General features: G+C 62.2%; 17 protein-coding genes. 7 read left to right on the top strand and 10 right to left on the bottom strand.

Annotation, left to right across the window (positions count from 1 at the left end):
- Positions 1 to 30: 30 nt before the first annotated feature.
- Entirely contained in the window at positions 31 to 1,224 is a 1,194-nt protein-coding gene (locus RIF72_RS16610) for a hypothetical protein (RefSeq protein ID WP_309075944.1), read from the top strand.
- Between the two features lie 122 nt (positions 1,225 to 1,346).
- On the opposite strand, the gene RIF72_RS16605 is transcribed toward RIF72_RS16610, so the two are convergent.
- A complete protein-coding gene (locus RIF72_RS16605) occupies positions 1,347 to 1,859 on the bottom strand; it encodes an Lrp/AsnC family transcriptional regulator (protein ID WP_309075943.1) in 513 nt (170 codons plus the stop codon).
- An 84-nt stretch (positions 1,860 to 1,943) separates the two neighbouring features.
- Between RIF72_RS16605 and RIF72_RS16600 the strand changes: the two genes are divergently transcribed.
- Entirely contained in the window at positions 1,944 to 4,898 is a 2,955-nt protein-coding gene (locus tag RIF72_RS16600) for an aminotransferase (protein ID WP_309075942.1), read from the top strand.
- 361 nt (positions 4,899 to 5,259) lie between these two features.
- Here RIF72_RS16600 and RIF72_RS16595 read toward each other — a convergent pair whose 3' ends face one another.
- Complete coding sequence (locus RIF72_RS16595; RefSeq protein ID WP_309075941.1) at positions 5,260 to 6,924, bottom strand: amidohydrolase; 1,665 nt, start codon at positions 6,922 to 6,924, stop codon at positions 5,260 to 5,262.
- Positions 6,925 to 7,014: 90 nt separating this feature from the next.
- Here RIF72_RS16595 and RIF72_RS16590 point away from each other — a divergent pair, with 90 nt between their 5' ends.
- Positions 7,015 to 7,683 (top strand): TetR/AcrR family transcriptional regulator, encoded by a 669-nt coding sequence (locus RIF72_RS16590; RefSeq protein ID WP_309075940.1) that lies wholly within the window; start codon positions 7,015 to 7,017, stop codon positions 7,681 to 7,683.
- Positions 7,684 to 7,783: 100 nt separating this feature from the next.
- On the opposite strand, the gene RIF72_RS16585 is transcribed toward RIF72_RS16590, so the two are convergent.
- The 8 genes from RIF72_RS16585 to RIF72_RS16550 form a co-directional block, all read right to left on the bottom strand.
- Complete coding sequence (locus RIF72_RS16585; protein WP_309075967.1) at positions 7,784 to 8,242, bottom strand: amidohydrolase family protein; 459 nt, start codon at positions 8,240 to 8,242, stop codon at positions 7,784 to 7,786.
- Positions 8,243 to 8,664: 422 nt separating this feature from the next.
- On the bottom strand, positions 8,665 to 10,992 hold the full coding sequence (locus RIF72_RS16580) for an arylsulfatase (RefSeq protein WP_309075939.1): 2,328 nt from the start codon (positions 10,990 to 10,992) through the stop codon (positions 8,665 to 8,667).
- Between the two features lie 146 nt (positions 10,993 to 11,138).
- Entirely contained in the window at positions 11,139 to 11,975 is an 837-nt protein-coding gene (locus RIF72_RS16575; RefSeq protein ID WP_309075938.1) for an ATP-binding cassette domain-containing protein, read from the bottom strand.
- Complete coding sequence (locus tag RIF72_RS16570; protein ID WP_309075937.1) at positions 11,972 to 13,705, bottom strand: dipeptide/oligopeptide/nickel ABC transporter permease/ATP-binding protein; 1,734 nt, start codon at positions 13,703 to 13,705, stop codon at positions 11,972 to 11,974. Before RIF72_RS16570 ends, RIF72_RS16575 begins: the two co-directional genes overlap by 4 nt.
- Complete coding sequence (locus tag RIF72_RS16565) at positions 13,698 to 14,726, bottom strand: ABC transporter permease (protein ID WP_309075936.1); 1,029 nt, start codon at positions 14,724 to 14,726, stop codon at positions 13,698 to 13,700. The genes RIF72_RS16570 and RIF72_RS16565 overlap by 8 nt, the downstream gene beginning before the upstream one ends.
- Positions 14,727 to 14,754: 28 nt before the next feature.
- Entirely contained in the window at positions 14,755 to 16,161 is a 1,407-nt protein-coding gene (locus tag RIF72_RS16560; RefSeq protein WP_309075935.1) for an amidase, read from the bottom strand.
- 74 nt (positions 16,162 to 16,235) lie between these two features.
- Positions 16,236 to 17,861, bottom strand: a complete 1,626-nt coding sequence (locus RIF72_RS16555) for an ABC transporter substrate-binding protein (RefSeq protein ID WP_309075934.1) — start codon at positions 17,859 to 17,861, stop codon at positions 16,236 to 16,238.
- Complete coding sequence (locus tag RIF72_RS16550; protein ID WP_309075933.1) at positions 17,839 to 18,315, bottom strand: DUF3237 domain-containing protein; 477 nt, start codon at positions 18,313 to 18,315, stop codon at positions 17,839 to 17,841. Before RIF72_RS16550 ends, RIF72_RS16555 begins: the two co-directional genes overlap by 23 nt.
- A gap of 190 nt (positions 18,316 to 18,505) precedes the next feature.
- Between RIF72_RS16550 and RIF72_RS16545 the strand changes: the two genes are divergently transcribed.
- From RIF72_RS16545 to RIF72_RS16530, 4 genes are all read left to right on the top strand, one after another.
- Positions 18,506 to 19,213 carry a TetR/AcrR family transcriptional regulator gene (locus tag RIF72_RS16545; protein ID WP_309075932.1) on the top strand — a complete coding sequence of 236 codons (708 nt, stop codon included), beginning with the start codon at positions 18,506 to 18,508 and terminating at the stop codon, positions 19,211 to 19,213.
- 28 nt (positions 19,214 to 19,241) lie between these two features.
- Positions 19,242 to 19,439, top strand: coding sequence for a hypothetical protein (locus RIF72_RS16540; protein WP_309075931.1), 198 nt, complete (start codon positions 19,242 to 19,244; stop codon positions 19,437 to 19,439).
- A 67-nt stretch (positions 19,440 to 19,506) separates the two neighbouring features.
- A complete protein-coding gene (locus RIF72_RS16535; protein WP_309075930.1) occupies positions 19,507 to 19,773 on the top strand; it encodes a hypothetical protein in 267 nt (88 codons plus the stop codon).
- 126 nt (positions 19,774 to 19,899) lie between these two features.
- Positions 19,900 to 20,571 (top strand): TrmH family RNA methyltransferase, encoded by a 672-nt coding sequence (locus RIF72_RS16530; RefSeq protein ID WP_375164242.1) that lies wholly within the window; start codon positions 19,900 to 19,902, stop codon positions 20,569 to 20,571.
- Positions 20,572 to 20,577 lie beyond the last annotated feature (6 nt).

Here is a 20,577-nt window from a genome sequence, read left to right as displayed (position 1 = left end):
CGGTGACCACCGCATGTGAAAGGGCCTGTCATGAGCAACAACAACGGAGTGCCTCAGCCTCCCTACAACCCGGATGGCGTCCCGCAGCCGCGATACGACACCGGCAAGGACCAGTACAGCAAGTACCAGCCCGGGCAAAGTCAGCCCATGTATCAGCCGGAAGCCCAGACTGAGGCTTTCCCATCACAGCCCGACCCGACCCAGGCGTTCCCTGCGCAGCAGCAAGGAAACCAGCCAGGGCATCCCGACGGTGCGTACGCCGAAACCGTCCACCGCTACCCGCAGGCCCAGCAGGGGCAGCCCGGCTTTCCTCCGCCGGGTGGCGGTTACCCGGGCCAGCCGGGCCAGCCGGGCGGACCCGGCCAGAACCCGGGCGACCACAACAAGAAGTCGCTGTTCCTCATCCTGGGTGGTGTGGCCGTCGTCGTGATTATTGCGCTGGTGGTGACGTTCACGTGGCTGATCCCGTCCATGACCAAGCCGACTGCAGTTGACACTCCGCTGCCATCGGTGACGTCCTCCGAAGAAGCATCAGAGGCCGCAGCCGAGCCGTCGGCTGAACCTTCCGGGGACGCCTCGGCATCCTCCGAGATCCCCGCTGATGCCATTCCCCTGCCCGCAGGGTGGGACGAATTGGCCGGACCCGGCAACGTACCGGCTGATGGCGATCCGCTGTTCAGCAAGTGGGTCTCGGGTGAGTCCTCCTTCCAGTACCTGGCCGAGTGGACCCACGACGAGTCGTTCGGCATCACCAAGGACCCCACCACCGGTGTAGAAATCCAGAAGAAGGCCCAAGGAACTGTGGAGGCCGACGGAGACGGAATTGCGCTCGCCTACGCGTTCTTTGCGGAGTCTGAGGAAGGCAAGTTCGGCAAGGACCCGGCGGAGATCAAGAAGGCCATCGAGGACATCGAAACCCGCTACAAGGGGATGACTGCTACCGAATTGCCCCAGAACCTGGTGGGCCACAAGTGCACGGCCGACTTCAAGACCACCATGCCGGAAATCCGTGAATTCCGCAGAGGCGAGGCTGTGGTTATCGGCTTCACCTGCACCAACGCCCGCGGTGAAGAGATTCAAGCCGTGAACCTGTTCTCCGTCACACCGTGGGGCACCCCGCAGATGCTGGGTGTGAGTGGCCACAAAACGTATTGGGATGCACGCCCGGGGCTCGTCGAGCAATTGGGCAACTCGTACCGCATCAACAAGTGGAAGATGGGCTAGGGCCCTAGAGTGTCAGTCTGCTGACGCTTCACGCTCGGAAACCCGGTCATTCGCACCATATCAACGCCGCCGGCTGTCTGCGCTACAAGCGCTTTGGCTAAACATCTGGACAGCGTGGAATGCTAGTGAACCCCCCAGCTGAATCTGTGGGTGTGTGTCCGGTAGTAGGTGTAGGTTTCGACGGAGGCTATGCCGGGCACGAAGCGGATCCGTCGGTTTATGACGTCGAAGAGGCCTTCGTTATCGGGCGCGATGACTTCGGCGAGAATGTCGATGGAACCCGCGGCGAGGACCACATAGATAACCTCTTCCATGTCCCCAAGGGCGTCGGCGACTTCTTCGACGTCACCCCCAACTCGTATGCCGAGCATTGCCATGCTCCGGTACCCCAGTTTGAGGGGGTCGGTCACGCCTACCACGTCCAAAATTCCACGTTCTTTGAGCCGCCTGACTCTCAGGCGGGCCCCACCTGCAGACAATCCTGTCGCGGATGCTAGATCCGAGTACGGCGCGCGGCCATCTTTCTGCAGGTGAGTGATCAGCACCCGGTCTACAGCGTCCACATGCTCTAGTCCTTGGTTCTGGGCCGCAGCAGGATCGGGCAACGATTCTTGAGGGATAGCTGGTTCATCCATAGAGCAAGCATATACAATGACGAATAATGATTTTTAGTACGCTGTCAGTAACTATCCGTCATCCATATGCCAGAGTGAGTAACTATGCCTATTTCCGTTAATGACCAAGAAGGCCTTCCCCGCCCTGATGTTTCCCTGCAGGAAGCGTCTGACCTGGCGCGGGACCTCTTCGGTGTGGATGTATTGTCCATCAGAGAGTTGGGTAGTCAGCAGGACCGCAACTTCCTAGTGTCCGATGACCGTCAGCAATGGTTGTTGAAGGTCAGCAATCCGGCGTTTTCATCTGATGAAATTGCGGCCCAGAACGCAGCGATGGAAAGGTTGGTCGCCGCTGGCCTCAATGCACCGGTCCCGACGTCCTCATCTGCAGGTTTTCCAGTACACACGACCTCAATTGCAGGCAGGGGTCACTGCGTTCGACTCCTCACCTTCGTTGACGGGACGCCGCTCATTGACAGGCAGTACTTATCCCCCACGGTCTTGGGCGCTTTGGGACGAACACTTGCAGAGACCTCTATTGTCCTGGCCGGGTTGGAGCACCCAGGGCTGGATCGGGCCCTCCAGTGGGACCTTAGAGTAGGCGAAGAAGTAGTTGCCGACTTGCTGCACTTCGTGCGGGATCCTCACAAGCGCAACTTGCTTGAGAGTGCCTTGTCCCGTCTCACGAAAGGACTCCGGCCGCTCAGAGACGAGTTGCCTGTTCAAGCAATCCACGGTGACATTACCGACGACAATGTCGTTTTCTGCATAGATGAAGAAGGCCTCACGCGGATCGTGGGTATCATCGATTTCGGCGACGCGATGTACAGCTGGCGAATCAGCGAGCTCGCGGTTGCTTGCGCATCGGTATTTCACCACGCCCCTGGGGAGCCGCTGTCGATTCTTCCCCTCATCGAGGCTTTCAATGAAGTACTTCCTCTGACCGAAGCTGAGATTACAGCTTTGTGGCCCCTGATCGTTCTACGCGGAGCGGTGCTTGCGGTCAGCGGTGAACAGCAAATCGCCGTCGATCCAGAGAACGGGTACGCTTCCTCAGCCATCGATCGCGAATGGGAGTGTTTTAACGTTCCGGCAAGCTTCGACTGGGATGTCGCCGAAGCCAGTATCAGGGCAGCCGTTGGTAAACCCAAAACTTCAGCCGGAACCCCCTTGGGGACCCGAAGTGCGCAACCCATGCTGCGCACTCAATCTGTGACAGTAAATCTAGGGTGGGACAGCGACTCCTTCAGTGAAGGGTCCTGGTTGGATGGGCCAAGGCAGGAACGGTACATCCTGGACCGGCATCTCTTGGACGCCGAAGTTGTACTGACCCGATTTGGTGAAGCCCGGCTTACTCGGGCAACTTCCCACAGCGAATTTGAAGCAGCCAACGTCGCTGTTGCCGTCGAGGTCCACGCACGGAACCGACTGGGCATCTACGCCCCCTTCGCGGGTTCAGCAACCGTCGACCCCCAAACTGCAGTCGTGACACTTAGCGGCTCCCAGGACACAGTCATCCTCCAAGGACTTGTAGAGGTCGCTCATTCCCCAGGCAAGGTAACAACGGTAAACGCAGGAGATTTGCTGGGTCTCATTGGTGCCGCAGGAACAACAGTCTGGCGCACTCACGGCGGGCGGGAGCACGCCAACTTGCACTCTCCCCGATTCGTCAGGGCTTCAGAATTCTGCGGCTACGCGGCCCTGTACAAGGATCCAGTACAGCTGCTCGTCGGAGCTCCGGTAATCGCGGCGTCCGAAATGTCGAAGACGGGTGACGCCCAGTCAGTGTTGGAGCGCCGTCGAGGTGCTTACAACCCTTTGCAGGGCTACTACTACAACGCGCCGCCTCGGATAGAGAGAGGATGGAAAGAACATCTCATAGACACGAACGGTCGCCACTACCTGGACATGGTCAACAATGTCTCAGTCCTGGGCCACGGAAACCCGGTCATTGCTGCAACGGCGTACCGACAGTGGAGCAGGCTGAACACTAATTCGCGGTTCAATTACAACGCTGTGGCCGATTTCTCAGAGAGATTGTTGACCAAGGTTCCCACGACGCTTGACACCGTCTTCCTGGTCAACAGCGGCACAGAGGCCGTGGACCTGGCACTTCGCCTGTCCAAGGCTTTCACCAATCGAGAGAACGTACTTTGCTGTGAAGAGTCCTACCATGGGTGGTCGCTTGCAGCCGATGCTGTTTCCACCTCGACCTCGGACAACCCCCAGGCAGCGCAAAGTCGGCCGACTTGGGTCCATGTGGTGGATGCCCCCAACGACTATCGAGGCACTCACCGCGGTGAAGGTGCAGGGGCACGATATGCAGAGGATGCGGCACGGCTACTGCACAAGCTTGAACGATCCGGCAAACCCATCGGCGCCTTCATCGCAGAGCCACGAAATGGCAATGCCGGAGCCATCGGAACGCCACCAGGTTATCTGGACGCCATGTACGCCATTATCAGAAACCAGGGCGGCGTATGCATCGCTGATGAAGTCCAGGTTGGTTACGGGCGGCTGGGCTCCCATTTCTGGGGTTTCGAAGAGCACGGCGCTGAACCGGACATCATTACGATGGCAAAAGCCATGGGCAATGGCCATCCTCTCGGGGCTGTCATTACTCGCCGCGAGATAGCCGATGCCCTGGCAGCCCAAGGTGACTTTTTCTCCTCATCCGGCGGTAGCACGCTGAGCAGCCGTATCGGTCTGACCGTCCTGGACGTTATCGAATCCGACAATCTGCAGGCGAACGCGGCTGCAGTAGGGCAGATCCTCACTGACGGTTTTAGCGAACTCATGACCAAGCACGACATCATTGGAACTGTCCACGGCAAAGGCCTGTACCAAGGACTTGAATTCGTGCGTAACCGCGTCACGCTGGAACCGGCCGCGGAAGAAACACGCGCGATCTGCGACAGAATGCTCGAGCTTGGAATTATTGTGCTGCCCACCGGGGACCGCCAGAACATTCTCAAAATCAAACCACCATTGTGCTTCACCGCCGAGAGCGCCCGATTCTTCCTGCGAATGCTGGACAAAGTACTCACGGAAGGGTGGTGACGTTGCTGGCCGACGGCATCTGAAGACGGACGCCGTCGAGGGGCCACAGCCTACTCAATGATAGGAATCCCCGGCCTCTCCACACCCAGGCCAGCAACACGATGCCGGGGGAGACTGATTGGCTGATGTTGTCCAAGGCGAGGAGTGCCGTGGGCGGTCTGGCTGGATCCGGCTGTTTCGGTGGGCCGTGTGGTGTTAATAACTGCGGAATCTTTTCCCATCGCGGCCTCCGGATAAGTTTATGGTGCGGTGTTCCGGAGCACTCCGGAAATCGGGAAGCTTAACCGCGGCCCGGCCGCGTATCGCTGCGGGGCGGCATCGTTGAGGGTACGGCTCTGCTACTTGGCTGTCCTTCCAGCTGTCATGATTGCGTTCGCGTGAGCGAGCCGGATCTTGGGAGGTTGGTGGCGTAGGTGGGGCGGCCTGCGAGCCAGGTGCCGACGACGGCGATGGCGGCTAGCCCATCGTCAGGGACGCGCCTCGGGTCTTCCGAGAGCAGGACGAGATCAGCACTCATGCCGGGACGCAGAGCACCCCAACTCCGCTCCGCGAAGGCTTGGTGGGCAACGCCGGAGGTGTATGCGGTCAGCGCGGTGTCGACGTCGACCCGTTCGTTCGGGATCCAGCCGCCGTCGGGGAGATAGTGGGCCCCTTGGCGCGTTACTGCCGTGGCCAGCCCTGGCACCGGCTGATGTCCGGTGACAGGCCAGTCGCTGCCAAAGGATATGTGGACGCCGGCCCGCGCCAGAGAGGCAATAGGATACTGCGAGTCCGCCCGTGGGGAACCCAGACGGGGAATCGTTAGCAACCGCATGACCTCGTCCTCGCAGGCCCAAAGTGGTTCAAAATTGGCCACGGCCCCGAGGTCCGCGAAGCGCCCGATGTCGGTGGGATCCACTACCTGAAGATGGGCAATGACCGGGCGCCGGTCACGCCGGCCATTGCGTTTTTGTACGTCCTCGAGCCCGTCCAGGGCGAACCGGACTGCGGCGTCACCGATCGCGTGGAGGTGTAACTGGAACCCCAGGGCGTCGAAGGCTGCCATGGCGTCGTGGAGTTGGTCACGCTCCCAGTTTGGCAGTCCCGTTTCTGCTGGAGCATCGGCGTAGGGGGCGAGCATGCAGGCGGTCCGGCTTTCGATGATGCCGTCGATGAAGAACTTCACCGTGTTGGCCGTCAGCATGGGGCTGGCGAGCTCCTCGATGCGTTCGCGTGCCCCCATGAAGGTCTCGGTCTGGACGTTCCAGTCCGCGGGTTCGGCCTTGAAGGCAAGATTGATGCGGGCGTCGAGGCGCCCGGACACCGCCGCGGATTCATAGGCGGGTAGGTCTTTGAGCTCGACCCAGGCGTCCTGGATCCAGGTGACGCCGGCAGCCGCGAACTTAGCCGTGGCTGCCTGAAGTGCGGCCATGCGCTGCTCCAAGGTGTATTCCGGCAGCACCCGTGCGATCAGCTCGATAGCGCCGGCCTCCATGAGCGTTCCCACTGGCGATCCATCCGGGCGGCGCACGATCCGGCCGCGCGCCGGGTCCGGTGTGGTCCTGTCGATTCCGGCCGCCAGTAGGGCGGCCGAATTGACCCAGATCGTGTGATAATCCCAGGACCTCAGCAGTACCGGTCGGTCAGCGACCGTGGCGTCGAGCCACTCGGCGTCGAAGATTCCGTCGGGAGCCAGTGTGGCATCGTAGCTGGCGCCGACAATCCAGCCACTGCCCGGATTGGCCTTGGCCCATTCGCGGACAGAGTCCGCGATTTCCTCCACGGAGACGCACGATCGGATCTGCGGACCTAGGTCCTCAAGGCCGCCGAAGAGCGGATGGGCATGGCCGTCGGCGAATGAGGGTGACAGGTGAAGTCCTGCCAGATCCACAGTCTCGGTGGCCTCTCCCAGCAGGTCCAGGGCCGCGTCGCCGATGGCCTCGATGACACCGTCCCGCACAGCGAGGGCCGTCGGACGTGCCTCCCCAGGTGGCTCAAAAGCATCGGAAATGGCAATAGTTCCGGAATGGAAGACGGTCAGCACCATAGAGACTCCATCGAAAAATTTAACGTGATTAAATTAACTGAATCCAACACTATGATGTGATGTAGGCAACCTGCAAGGGGTAAGGGGCAAATGTCAAACACGCTGCAGCGCAAGGCCGGGAGGCCGAACAAGAGCGTCCTGAGCCGGGAACTGATACTGGCGGCCGCTCTCGATGTCCTCGAACGGACGGGCCCGGAAGACTTCACCATGGCCGCGCTGGCCGCTGACCTGGGTGTTAAGACTCCGGCCCTGTACCACCACGTCGGTGGCAAGAAAGAAGTCCTGGCGGGGATGCGGGAAGTCATTTCGGACCGGATCGACACTTCGGCTTTTGGCACCCGGCCCTGGCCCGAAGCGGTCTCCCGCTGGGCCCGCTCCTACCGGGCAGCGTTCGCCGCCCATCCCTATGCCATCGCATTGCTGGCGACGCTCCCAGTCGCTGGAGCGCACCGCACCCTTACGATGTACGAGGCAGTAGCCGCAGGCTTTCGGGACGGCGGATGGCCGGAACAACTGGTCGTAAACAATATTGTGGCGCTGGAGAACTTCATCCTCGGCTCCGCCCTCGACGCGGTAGCCCCCGCGGACATGCTTGAACCTGGCGACTTCGCCGACAAAGTACCGGTTTTCAACGCCGCGCTGCGGGCCCGGGGTCGGACAAATAGCTGTGCGCCTGCCGCAGATCAAGCGTTTGAACTGGGGTTGGAGGCAATCGTGGCGGGGATGGACGCACGACGCAGTGTTCACCCCCGGGCGTGAGGACCAATGCTCGGAAAAGTCAGTGAGCCACCGTGGAGGTGGAGGGCACGCTTGAAAGCGTCAAGGTCGTCTTCTTGGACTGCCATGTCCACCGCGCTGGTCACCCGGAGCTGAGATAGTACTCAAAGGCGGCCTCGAGACTCGAGTCGTGGTCTTCATCGGTGCCTGTGTTCGCCAGGGCGGGCCGGATGATTTGGTGGGCGGCGGTCTCGTACAGCATTCCGTCCGCTTTGCCGGTGGCCGGGTCGCGGCTTATGCTGCCGCCGGCGGGGTCGAACGTGGTGTGGTCGATGCCCAGCTCGGCCCGGGCCGCGCTGTTGACCCAGACAGAGTGCAGGTCGTTCGCGTCCAGGTAGACCGGACGATCAGGGACGGCCTCGCCGAGCATTTGACGGATGAGGGCGGCGCCGCCCAGTGCGGAATAGAGCCAGCCTGCACCGAGAATGCGTGGCGCTTCAGGTTGATCACCTGCGGCTTGCCGGAAGCGGCGCTGGATTTCAAGGAGGTCTGATGCGTCACGCAGCGCAACTTTTTGCACGGCCTGTCCCATCATCATCAGCAGATGAGTGTGGGCGTCAATGAAGCTTGGCAGGGCAAATGCGCCGCCTAGATCAACGACGGCAGCGGCAGGTCCTGCGGCCCGCAGGGCCTAAGCTTCGCTGCCCACGTATCCGAAGCGATCGTCCTTCACGAGAAAGGCTGCGGCTTCAGGGCCGTCGGCGGTGAAGATAATGACATTTGTATATACGGTGCGGGTGTTCACGGCGAGCCTTCGGATCGATGGGGCGAAGGGTAGACGGTTTGGAAATCGCGGCCACATTAGCTCGGTAGGGCGACCGTGTTGATGCGGCCTTTACACGGACAGAGATCGGCGGAATCGGAATTAGCAGCACCGCGGTCATTACTGCCAGGACGGTACCCAGTCCTTATTAGCCACGTATACCGTTTCGGGCTACGTGATACGCGACGCAGATGTCAGTACTAGTCAAACTTCACGGCGGACTGTTGCTCGATGTCGACTAGCTCCTCGTCGTGATAGTCGGCCTTGGGCCCGGGCGTGTATCGGACGTGGTGTAGGCGCCCTCGGTACCGGAATGCCCCGTGACGCTGGTTTAGGTCCCAATCGACTGGTCCGCCGCGGTCCACTCCGACGCTAATACCGGTCAGGGGGCACAGCCCGACCAGCTGAAGTACTGCGTCCAAGGAGGCTGCTTCCCGGCTGTTGATGTCGAGTGCGAGGCGCCAACGTAGCTGAGGTAGCACGTCCAACCGCAGCGTGATGTGAGAGGTTCCGGTTGGTAGGGCGGCCGACACTCTTCGCATGCACCCGTATTCGTTGTACGCGCAGTGAAGAACACCATCTTCGACGAAAAGGACGTAGCCGCCGCCCTGGTCGCCGTGAGCGACGAGGACACCTTCGTCCCCCGGTTGGTAGTCGAGCGAGACGTCGATTGCGATCGAGCGCAGCGCCACGAGCTTTGCCGAGCGGTAACGTTCCAGCGTCGGGGTACCCGGGTATATGGTCACCGGTTGCTCGAGGACGAGCTCAGTTGCTGGGCGCCGCCGGAAGTGCGAGCCGTCGTCATTGAGGGGAAACACCTCGTTTTCCCAAGCGCTTGCCGTCCAAAGGTCCGCAAGCTCCCTGACACGCTCCGGGTGCTCAGCTGCTAGGTTCTGGGTCTCGGCTGGATCCTCCTCGATGTTATAAAGCTCCCATCCGTCGGGCGACCACGTCGGGCCGTTGGCCATCGGGGCGATTGCCTTCCAATCGCCCTGTTGGAAGGACCGGCGCCCGTTTAGCTCTACGTACTGGCCCGTGCGTTCGGAAGGTGCTGTCCGGTCGAGCAGCCACGCAACAAAGGAGTGACCGTCTGGCGGTTGGGTTTGTTCGCCCGCTAGCTGCCGGAGCGGTTCCACGCCCGCGAGGTCAAGCAGTGTCGGCGCGATGTCCGTAGCGTAAGCGAATTGGTGGCGCACACCAGTATCGTCAGCCATTCGGGGCAAGCCGGTAGGCCACGACAGGACCATGGGTACCCGGACCCCTCCGCCGTAGGCATGGGTCTTGTAAAGGCGAAACGGTGTATTGGAGGCGTAAGTCCACCCGCGCGGGTAATGCACGAAGGAGCGCGGGCCGCCAATGAGGCTGGGATCACGCGGGACATCCTCCTGCCAACCGGAAGGCAGGGGTTGCCCGACCGTTACAAACCGACTGAAATAGCTGCGTGTGCCGGCGTCGCCGCCCTCCCCGCTTCCGCCGTTGTCAGAGGTGAACAAAATGATTGTGTTCTCGTATTCGCCGAGCTCTTTGAGCTGGTCAACCAGACGCCGCACACTTTGATCCACGTTATCGACAGACGCTGCGTAAACCTCCATGTACCGGGCGAACAGGGCACGCTGCCTGTCCTCGAGCGAGTCCCAAGGGACGACATCGAGGCCTGTCTCATGGTTTCGCCCGGCCGGGCGGGTGTGCTCGGAAAACAGCCCCTCGCCTATCTGGCGTGCAAACCGCTCAGAGCGTATGTGATCCCACCCTCTGTCGTACATGCCCCGATATTTCTCAATATCCTCCGGCTTGGCCTGCAGCGGAGCGTGGACGGCGACGTGCGAGAAGTAAAGCAGGAACGGCTTTGCAGGGTTGCTGGCGCGCAACCCGCCGATCATGCTCAACGCCTTGTCGGTCAGGTCGTCCGTCAGGTAGTACCCCGCGCGGTACTCATCACGGTCCACCGGTGTGTTGTCCTGCAGAAGACGGTGCGGGTGAAACAGGGACGTGAACCCGTCAAGGCACCCGTAAAACCGGTCGAAACCTCGTTGGCAGGGCCACGACGAACGGTCCGCGCCGTCGTGCATTTGGGCCTCCGGCGTGAGGTGCCACTTGCCGACCATAAAAGTGGCATAGCCCGCGGCCCGCAGCGTCTCGGCCAAGGTAGGTGCGTCGTGCGGCAGCTCCATGCGGGCGTGCGGGTACCCCGGGTCGATATGCGGCACGAAGGAGAAACCGGCCCGGTGCGGGTTCATCCCGGTCATGAGCGCCGCGCGCGCTGGCGCGCACATCGGGGGCGTCTGGTAGTTAGCCAGCCGGTACCCAGAGGCCGCGAGCTCCGTGAGCGCAGGCGTGTCAACCTCCGCGCCGAAAGGGGCGATGTCGCTAAAACCCAGATCATCCACGAGAACTACGACAATGTTCGGCGCGCCGGCGCGGGGCCGGGGCCGGTGAGGCCATGCGGGAATCGAGTCCGAAGCACGCTCCGAAATTCGCCCCAGGAAGGCCCCTCGTCCCTTGGTCATGTGGGCTCCGCTATCGCTCATTTTTCCTTTCAGACGGCATGTCCGGCCAGGGATGGCTCTCGCGCTGAGCGGTCCCTCGGTGGCGAGCCGGTGGTAAAGTCACGGCATCGTTGGGGTGGTCGGTGTTGAGGCCTACACAATCGGTCGTCGACGTGGGGGCCTTTCGCCTACGCATCTAGGTTGAATGCCGGCCCGCCCGGGACGGAGGCAATCAATTGCTGGGTATAGGGGTGCCCTGGAGCGTCGTAGATGCGGTCAACGTCACCCGACTCGACAACGGAGCCGCGGAATAGAACGGTGACTTGGTCGCTTACGTGGCGAACTACGGCGAGGTTGTGTGAGATGAACAGCATTGTCAACCCCAACTCCTCGCGCAGGTCGGCCAAGAGGTTGAGGATCTCGGCCTGCGTCGTCAGGTCCAGGGCTGAGGTGACCTCGTCTGCGATGACCAGCTCAGGCTTGACTGCCAGCGCCCTGGCGATCGCGATGCGCTGCCGCTGCCCGCCGGAGAACTCGTGGGGGTACCGCTCGGCTGCGTCGGTCTCCAAGGAAACCTTTCCAAGCCAATGGTGGATGTCCTCGCGGTGTCTCCGGGCATCGGCCCGCCGTGGGTCGATCGCCTCTGCCAGCGTCTGCCCGATGGTTCGGCGGGGGCTCAGCGAGGAGTAGGGGTCTTGCGGGATGAGTTGGACGCGTCGGCGCATGCCGCCGCGCGCTGCGCGGGACATGGAGCCGACGTCCGTGCCGCCGATTCGGATTCGTCCGCTAGTAATGGGCATTTCGCCCACTAAGGTTTTGGCGAGCGTGGACTTGCCGGAGCCGGATTCGCCCACAAGGCCTACCGTCTGGCCCTGACGGACCTCCAGATCCACATTGTCAAGGATCTGCAGGTAGCGGGCCCCGATCCCCACCCCGACGGCGAGCTTCTCGATGGAGAGCATGGGTGGTGTTCCTGTCTGTTCGGTGGGGCTGTCCTCGTCGGCCCTCTGGCTTCTCGTTGTCATGGCGTAACCTCCAATTCCTCGTCGGGCTTCCATTGGGCGGCGCGAAGCCTGCCCTTCTCGCCGGTCATGCTGGGGGACGCGGACAGAAGCGCACGGGTGTAGGGGTGCTCAGCTCGGCCATCCTTTAGCTCCGCTCCCGTGAGCCGTTCCAGGATCCGGCCGCGGTGCATGACGAGGACTGTGTCGCAGAGCTCCTGTACGACGCCGATGTCATGCGAGATGAACAGGATGGCGGTACCGTGTTCTTGGTTGTAGCGGCGGAACTTGCGCAGCACATCGGCCTGGACGGTGACATCCAGTGCCGTCGTGGGCTCGTCGGCGATGATCAGCCGCGGTTCGGTGACTGTGGACGCTGCAATCATGGAGCGCTGAAGCATGCCGCCGGAGAGCTCGTGCGGGTGCTGGGTCATCCGAAGCTCGGGCCGCTGGATGCTGATTTCGTCAAGCGCGGCGATCATTGTGGCGTTGGCCTCCTGGCGCGACTGGTTTAAGTGCACCCTGGAGACCTCCGTCAGCTGCGGGCCCATCCGCAGTGCGGGGTTGAACGTTGATCCGGGGTCTTGGTAGACCAGCCCGATGTTCAGTGCCATGGCACGGGAGTCTCGGGTCGTGAGCAGGTCGAGGTCTCCGAGCCGCAGAGTGTGCGCGGTGGCCGTAAGCCCCTCAGCGAGTAGTCCCGCTATGGACATGGCGGTCAGAGACTTGCCGGAGCCGGACTCGCCTACAAGACCCAGGACCTCCCCGGGCTTCATGTTGAATGAAACGCCTTTGACGATCTCCTCGCCTGTCGGACCAAGAACCTTGAGGTTGTCCACCTCGAGTAGAGCCTGTGAGGCGGGCGCGACAGACTCGGGTGTTGACATGTTGCGGCGGGTCGGGAGCAGACGGCGGGCAGCACGCCGGGGGTTGGCTGCGGACGCCATCCCGTCGCCGATGAGGACCGCGGCGAGCCCGGTTATCACGAGCATGATTGAGGGTGCAACGACTTGCAGAGGCTGAACGAAGATCGCGATGAGCCCCTCGTTTAGCAGCCGGCCGAAATCGTATTGGGGGCTTTGGACGCCGAGCCCGACGAAGGACAGGCTCGAAATCTCCAGCAACGACAGTGCGAACGCCGACGCCGACATGACGAACAGCGGCTCGGACATGTTCGGCAGCAGGTGGCGCGTGACAATTCGGTAGCCCGGGACGCCGAGTAGCCTGGCCGTCGCGATGTAGTTCCTGTGAGCGATCGAAGCGGCCAGGTTTGCAGTTATTCGAGCGAACGAAGGGATGCCGGCGATGCCGATAGCGATGACCGCCGTCGTACTCCCGGGACTCATGATGGCAGCTACCAGCAGGGCAAAGATCAGCGAAGGGTAGGCGACGGCGGCCTCAATGAGCCGCAACGCCGGCTCGCGTATCCATCGAGGAGCCAGCCACACCGAGGAACCGATGACGATTCCGCCAACCACCGAGATAACAGTTGCGCCCAGCGACATCAGCAGGGTCAGCCTGGTAGCCACGAGCGAGCGTGCCAGGATGTCCCGGCCGAACTCGTCCGTGCCAAACCAATGCGCGGTGCTGGGGCCGAGTCGGGAGTCTGCAGTGAGGCTTTCGGCGGCGGGTGTGAGGAACAGTGGTGCCAGCACGGCGACAAGCACCATGGACCCCATCAACGCGAGTCCAGCCACTAGCGCCGGATTAAAACGGGAGCGTCGCCGATTGCTGGTATTTAAGGTCTTAGCCATGGGTTTTCGCCCCTAGGGTTCGCGGGTCGATGATGCCGAGGATGATGTCTACCAAGAGGTTAAGTAGGGTGGCGATGATGCCGACGACGATAATGATTCCCTGCACCAGCGGATAGTCGCGGTAAATGATGGCTTGGATTATCTCGTTGCCTAGGCCTGGGTAATTGAAGACGGTCTCAATGATGATGGCGCCGCCTAAGAGACTTGCCAGAATCAGGCCGGTCAGGGTCAGGGTGCTCGTCAGCAGATTGGGCAGCGCGTGAACAAGGTACAGGCGCAGCGCTGGCAGCCGGCGGCCCCGGGCTGTCCTCATGAAGTCCTGCTCCAAGACCACGGCGGTCTCCTGCCGCACGACGCGTGCGACGGCGCAGGTTGGACCGACGGCGAGTGCAGCGATCGGGAGGATCAGCGCTTCCATGCTGTTCGCTCCGCCAGCGGGTAGGACCCGCCAAACGATGGCGAAAAGGATGATCAAAAGGGTGGCGGTGACGTAAGGGGGTAGCGAGGCGAGGAAGCCGGCGACGTTGCTGAAGCCCAGGTCCAGCCACCGTCGGCGGCCGCCGCGAGTTAGGACCCCGACGGTCATTCCGACCGGCACCGCGACGAGCAGTACGATCACAATTGCCGAGACGGCGAGCTGTGCCGTGTAGGGCAGCTTGCTGAGGATGATGCCGGACACCGGATCACCAAAGCGGAACGAATTGCCGAAATCAAGCTGAAGCAACCCTCCCGCGTAGTCGGCGAACCGGACCAGCAGCGGGTCGTTCAAACCGAGCTCCTGGCGCAATCTTTCAATGGTGGCGGCGCTGGCGTCAGGTCCTGCGATGGCCAGGGCAGGGTCGCCAGGGATGAGAGGGACCACCATGAACGTCAGGACGACCAGCACGAAAAGGGACAGCAGGAGCCCGCCGGTCCGGCGCATGGCGAAGTCCAGCCACGGCGAGGACGCAAGACGGCGGCGCAGCGGGCTGCCGGTTGCGCGGACGGGCGCGGTACTGGGGGGCTTGATTGTTAGGGCCATGTTGGTGCTTCCTTATTGGGGCGGCTGGTCAGGCGTAGACCGGAGCAATCGCGCCGGTCCAGCCGACGTGGCGTTCGACGGCGCTGCCTAGACGGATCAAGGTCGCCTCCTGATATGGTCCTCCCACGATCTGGGCTCCGACGGGCATCCCCATTGTGGAGGTGTGAATGGGCAGGCTGATTGCGGGCAGGCCCGTGATATTGCAGAACGAGGTGAAAGAAATCATCTGCAGCTCGGTCAACCGGGGTCCGGCGGGGTCGTTGTTCGCCTCGTCGTATACGGACCCGACGAGCGGTGTCTCACAGGCCATGGTCGGTGTAACGAGGACGTCAAATTCGCGGCCCCACTGGCCTGTGATCACCCGTGACTCCAGCTGGAGCCTGGTCGATGCCCTTGCGTAATCCCCGGCGCTGTGCGCGTCCGCGGTGGCGAGGCGGTGGGCGATGTACCGATCGACGCGGGTCCGGTTATCGTAGTCCATTGCAGCGAGCGAGGCGCCGATGATCATCTGGAACCCATCGATGGCCTCTCGAGAGAAAAACGTCGGCGAGACAGGGTAAACTATGTGGCCCATTCCCTCCAAGATCGACGCGAGCCGGGTTGCCGCGGCCTCGCACTCCGGGTCCACGGAGACTCCGGTGGGTGCGGCCAGCAGCAGCCCGACGCGGAGCCTCCCGGCATCCGCCCCAACCTCGCGGGCGAAGGGCCGCTCGGGGGCCGGCGCCGAGTACCAAGCCAGCGAATCTGGCCCGGCCATGACGTCAAGAATGGCGGCAGCGTCCTCGATGTGGCGGACGACCGTTCCCTCCGTGGTCGAGTGCTCCCAGCCGAAAACGCGCTGGGGTACGCGTCCGCGGCTGGGTTTTAGCCCGACCAAGCCGCACGCAGATGAGGGCACACGGATCGACCCCCCGCCGTCAGAAGCATGAGCAGCGGGGGCGAAGCCGGCGGCCACCGCGGCGGCGGCACCGCCGCTGGAGCCGCCAGGAGTGCGGCTCAGGTTCCATGGATTGCGGGTCGCGCCGTGGCGTGCGTTTTCTGTGACCGTGAGGGGCCCGAACTCTGGGCTATTAGTGCGGCCCATGAACAGGAAGCCCCCTGCGGCCAACTTCTCAGCGCTCAAGTCGCTCTCCGCCTGGGGCGCGTCCGACATGGCCAAGGAGGAGTGGGTATTCGGATGCCCGGCAACGTTGGTCAGGTCCTTGATGGGCAGCGGGACGCCATGGAAAGGCGGCAGGTCTTCACCATCCATCACGGCCTGTTCGGCGCGCTTTGCCACGAGGCGCACTTCTTCGTCATTGCGCCAGACAATGGCGTTAATCTCCGGGTTGTATGCGTCGATCCGGTCCATGTAAAGGTTAGCGACCTCCAAGGGACTGACCTGCCGAGTCCTGATTTGGGTGGCCAGAGCGACGGCCGAACTAAAAGGGTCCACGGTGTTCTCCATGTTTTTCTTGGGTTACTGGTCCGGCGCCCCAGCTTTGGGCGCCGGACCGGGAGTCGGTCAGGCTATTGGGTGATGCGCAGGATGGGGTCGTCAATCGTGCTGCCCCGGTGGGCGATTTCGAAGCCTTTCCCGGCGACAGTCAGGCGCGGGCTGTTACTCAGCGGGATGGCGTCTGCGTTGGCGATGAGACTATGCATGCTCTCCTGCAGTGCGGCGCAGGTGTCGTCGGCGTTGGTCGATGCCCGGAAGGCCGCAAAGGCCTTCTCCGTCTCGGTGTTATTCGTGGCGCCGACGTTGCCGCCACCCTCCTGGATGGTGGGTCCGATGAAGGCGGTGAGCGGATTCGCCATGGTGCCTGGGAAATTCAGATCGGCAAACATGGTCATATCCCAGGAGCTAGGCTCGCCGTAGACCTGTCCAACCCAGGTGCCGAGGTCGGAGTTTTTGAGAGTTACGTTGGCCCCGGCGGCGCGCAGCTGTTCTTGGATGTACACGTTGCCTGAGCCCTGCGGGCCGGCGATGGTGGGGCCGACGAGCCGGATGTCGACGCCCTGGAGCACCTTCTTGGCGGCCTCGGGATCGCTCTGAATCACCGGCGCCTTGTCGGGTGCGGCGCAAGTCGTACCTTCGGCCACGAGGGACCGGCTCGCTTGTCCGTGTCCGTTCGATGTGATGCCCTCAAAAGTTTTGGCGTCCAGCACCTGGGCGACGGCCTTGCGGGTTTCCGGATTGCGGAAGGGGCTGCCTTCGCGCTGGTTGAAGATTACGTAGAAGTCGCTAAAGGGCTGGGTGGAGACTGTGTAGTCGGGTTCGTTCTTGAACCTCTCCATGAGAGCGCCGTCGATCTGGATGATGTCGAGTTGCTTACTCAGCAACAAGTTGGCCTGGGTGTTGCGGTCTCCCACGACATTGAACACTAGAGTTTTGGCCGGTACTCCCGGCACTTCAGAGCTGTATTTGGGCCACGCGTGGTAGTCGTCACGGAGGGTGAAAGTGTAGGAGACGCCGTGCTGACGATCGCTGAGGACGTAAGGGCCGGATTGTGCGCCCTTGGCGGTGCCGTCGGCGAGGGCCTTCGGATCTTTAAGGCCAGCGGGGCAGATGACGCCCGCACTGGAAATCGCCAGCCCGGAAAGCAAGTCGGGCCAAGGCTCCCCGAGGGAGACCTTGACGGTGCGGGCGTCGTCGGCCGCAAAGGTGGCGGAGTTGCCGGGACCGAAGACTTGACCGATAACCGGGGAGGCTGTGGCCGGATTCGCCAGGTACTCGAGGGAGTCTTTGACGACGCTGGCTGTGATCGGAGTCCCGTCCGAGCAGGTGAGTCCCTCCCGAAGCGTGAAGGTGGCGCCGTTCGGGTTGACGTCCCAAGATTCGGCGAGGCCGGATGCGAAGTGGCCGTTGTCGTCTTGGCGTACAAGGGTGTCGAAGCCCAAACGGGTCATCCAGAAATCAGGCAGGCCGAGGGTCTGGGTCGGATCGAACGAGGTGGGCACTTCGAGTGTGGTGCGGATGGTATCGGTGGACATCTCGCCGCTTTTGACGGGATCGCTACTAGTCGAACCGGTGGTGCATCCAGCGAGGGCTAGGGCACCGGTGGCAAGGCACGCGATTGGCAAGAGGATCTTGGTACGCATATTGGGGTCTTCCTCGGGTGGGTGATGGGGGTCAGGCGGTGATTTCGTAGACATCGATGCTTGTGTTGCCGTCGAAGATGGCTGCTCGGCCAATGAATGCGGAACGGGTGAGCCATTGGAGTTCCGGCGCAGCCGTGCGGAACACGGGTGACGTCATGAAGTAGCGCATCTGCGCCGGATCGCCGGTCTCAGCGTCAAGGTGGCGCAGGATGCCGCTGTTGACCACGTCGACGTAGTGTCCATCATGGGTGCGGATGCCGTAACGAGCCTCGACCTGAAACGCCTCGTCAGATCGAGCGGTGCACCAGTCTGCGCCGCCAGGCATGACCTCCCCAGCAAGTTCACCGTTCACCTCTCCACCGGTGATGGGAATCAATTCGATCTGTTCGGCGGGTCGGCCTATGAGCGGAACGTACGGGGCCACCTTGGCCACAATGGTGAAGGCGTACCGCAGGGCAGGGGCGGGGCCAGCGACGCCGGGCCGGATCTGAGTGCCTAAGGCGTCCATTTTCCTCCTTGACTTGGCTTGGGGCCACAGAGTCGCTCCAACTTTCTGTGAGCGGTGACACACTCAGTATGGAGATAGTGAGCAGCTTAGTCAATGGCATTCACTACTGTTACGATTGAAAGACACTACGATCCCGTATTGGACATGCACCCCTGGGTCCCGGGCCGGGGTGCAAGATAGGAGGGTACGGATGACCACCACGAGAGAGTCTGTTACGCAGGCCGGCGCAGCATCACCTCGGCTCCATCGCGGTTCACTCACGAAGCAGACCATCGTGGCGGCCGCGCTCGGAATCCTCGATGACCACGGCAATCCCGGGCTGACATTCGCCCGGCTTGGCAAAGAACTTGGCGCCGCCCCCACAGCGATGTATCGACACTTCCCCAGCCGGGACGAAATCCTCCTCGCAGTCGCCGACGAGTTGATCGGCATGTCGATCGATGGCTACGAACCCTCTGAGTCTTGGATGGACTCACTGCGCGACCTCGCTTACCGTGCTTGGCACACGTTCGCTGCCCACCCTGCGGCCGCGACGCAAACGTTTTTCCGCGTGACCCGTGGCCCGAACGAATTGCGTGCCGTCAATGCCATCCTCGAGGCCATCCACCGTGCTGGCTGGACGGGCACCGAAGCCGTGTTCCAGTACCACGTGTTCAGTAATTTGGTCCTTTCCACCAGCGGAACCCACGCCGCGCGCGTCGCCGTACGCCAGGAGTCTGAGGCGAACGGTAACGTCGAGTGGAACCAGGAGTACTACCCGGCACACCCGGAGGATTACCCCTACGTCGTGGCCGCGCGCGAGGATTTCCGGACAATCAATCTTTTCGAGATTTACAAGGGTCAGGTCGAGGCAGTGCTGAGCCAGATGGCCCGGAAGGCTCAATTGCAAATTCAATAATTCTGACTAGCAACACCTCAAAGGCCGTGTGGCCCGAAGTGGCCAGCAACTACCCGCTGCCTTCATGAATGCCACGGGTGGAAAGCGCTCCGCCGAGCAGCGGCCAGTCTGTGTCGATGCAGCACAGCGCGCGGATGACAGGAACATTCCCGACGAAATCCTGTACGACGTCAACCTGTTTGAGCATCCCATCGACCATTTAGTGGAATCGGGTTTCCCTCAATGAACCGCGCCGGAGCATATCGCAGGCTGAGAATCATGGTGACGGAGCTCTGCGACGTGCACGACCTCGCATGTGCCGAGTTTCCTGCCACTGCGACGGTCGCAAACGCGGGGGTCCCTCCTTTGACGCTGCTGCCGAGATCATCGGCGATGAGTGTGGGGCCCTGGCGACGCCGGTCGCGCAGTACGAGACCGTTGAAGGTGGCCTGCAGAACATCGCCGGCTATGCCTACACGGGTCCCGCACGCGAAGGCTTCGAGATCATTGAACTGCCCGCTGTAGAAACGGCCGTTTGGGGCGTCCATCTCGGCTCCATGGACCACATTGCCGAAAGCTAGCAGTCTCTCCATGCTTGAGCGTTCCAGGCATCGACCCCCCGATGACGTTGACATGCTCAAGGTCGCTCAGCCCCTAAGCCGCAGGGCTAAAGTTGAGGGGTGACTGACCTTCCCCCCAATGCAGCCCTGCCCACTCCTGCCGATTCCCCCGGGGTAGCCACCGCGGAAGGCGAGGCGGAAGCGAAACCCGAGGTCGGCGTCGGGCCTTGGGAGGGTGAGTTGCCGGTTGGCGAGCACTGGGATCCGGACCTGTTGAGGGATGGTGACCGCCGCAACGTGGTGGACCAGTATCGCTACTGGAAGCACGAGGCGATCGTGGCCGACCTTGATTCAAAGCGGCACGACTTCCACATCGCCATTGAGAACTGGCAGCACGACCTCAACATCGGAACCGTGGTGCGGACCGCCAACGCCTTCCTCGCCAAAGAGGTCCACATCATTGGACGACGGCGGTGGAACCGTCGCGGGGCCATGGTCACCGACCGCTACCAGCATGTTCGCCACCACCCCACCGTTGAAGATTTCGTCCAATGGGCTGAGGAGGAAGGGCTGGCGGTGATCGGGATCGATATCTTCCCGGATTCTGTGCCTTTGGAGACCTACGACCTCCCCAAAAACTGCGTGCTGGTGTTCGGGCAGGAAGGACCAGGCCTGACGCCTGAGGTTCACGATGCCGCCGTCGCAACGCTTTCCATTGAGCAGTTCGGCTCCACTCGCTCCATGAATGCAGCCTCCGCGGCGGCCATCGCCATGCACGCCTGGGTCCGCCGGCACGTGTTCCAGCAGCCCGTCTCGTAGCCGCCG

This window comes from Paenarthrobacter sp. (assembly GCF_031180005.1).
GTDB lineage: Bacteria > Actinomycetota > Actinomycetes > Actinomycetales > Micrococcaceae > Arthrobacter.
This window is presented reverse-complemented; position numbering and strand designations above follow the sequence as displayed.

Coding starts and splice junctions, on each gene's coding strand:
- RIF72_RS16610 (WP_309075944.1), top strand. CDS start 31: ATGAGCAACAACAACGGAGTGCCTCAGCCTCCCTACAACCCGGATGGC.
- RIF72_RS16595 (WP_309075941.1), bottom strand. CDS start 6,924: ATGGTGCTGACCGTCTTCCATTCCGGAACTATTGCCATTTCCGATGCT.
- RIF72_RS16570 (WP_309075937.1), bottom strand. CDS start 13,705: ATGGCTAAGACCTTAAATACCAGCAATCGGCGACGCTCCCGTTTTAAT.
- RIF72_RS16555 (WP_309075934.1), bottom strand. CDS start 17,861: ATGTCTACGAAATCACCGCCTGACCCCCATCACCCACCCGAGGAAGAC.
- RIF72_RS16535 (WP_309075930.1), top strand. CDS start 19,507: ATGTGCCGAGTTTCCTGCCACTGCGACGGTCGCAAACGCGGGGGTCCC.
- RIF72_RS16600 (WP_309075942.1), top strand. CDS start 1,944: ATGCCTATTTCCGTTAATGACCAAGAAGGCCTTCCCCGCCCTGATGTT.
- RIF72_RS16545 (WP_309075932.1), top strand. CDS start 18,506: ATGACCACCACGAGAGAGTCTGTTACGCAGGCCGGCGCAGCATCACCT.
- RIF72_RS16590 (WP_309075940.1), top strand. CDS start 7,015: ATGTCAAACACGCTGCAGCGCAAGGCCGGGAGGCCGAACAAGAGCGTC.
- RIF72_RS16575 (WP_309075938.1), bottom strand. CDS start 11,975: ATGACAACGAGAAGCCAGAGGGCCGACGAGGACAGCCCCACCGAACAG.
- RIF72_RS16580 (WP_309075939.1), bottom strand. CDS start 10,992: ATGAGCGATAGCGGAGCCCACATGACCAAGGGACGAGGGGCCTTCCTG.
- RIF72_RS16565 (WP_309075936.1), bottom strand. CDS start 14,726: ATGGCCCTAACAATCAAGCCCCCCAGTACCGCGCCCGTCCGCGCAACC.
- RIF72_RS16550 (WP_309075933.1), bottom strand. CDS start 18,315: ATGGACGCCTTAGGCACTCAGATCCGGCCCGGCGTCGCTGGCCCCGCC.
- RIF72_RS16605 (WP_309075943.1), bottom strand. CDS start 1,859: ATGGATGAACCAGCTATCCCTCAAGAATCGTTGCCCGATCCTGCTGCG.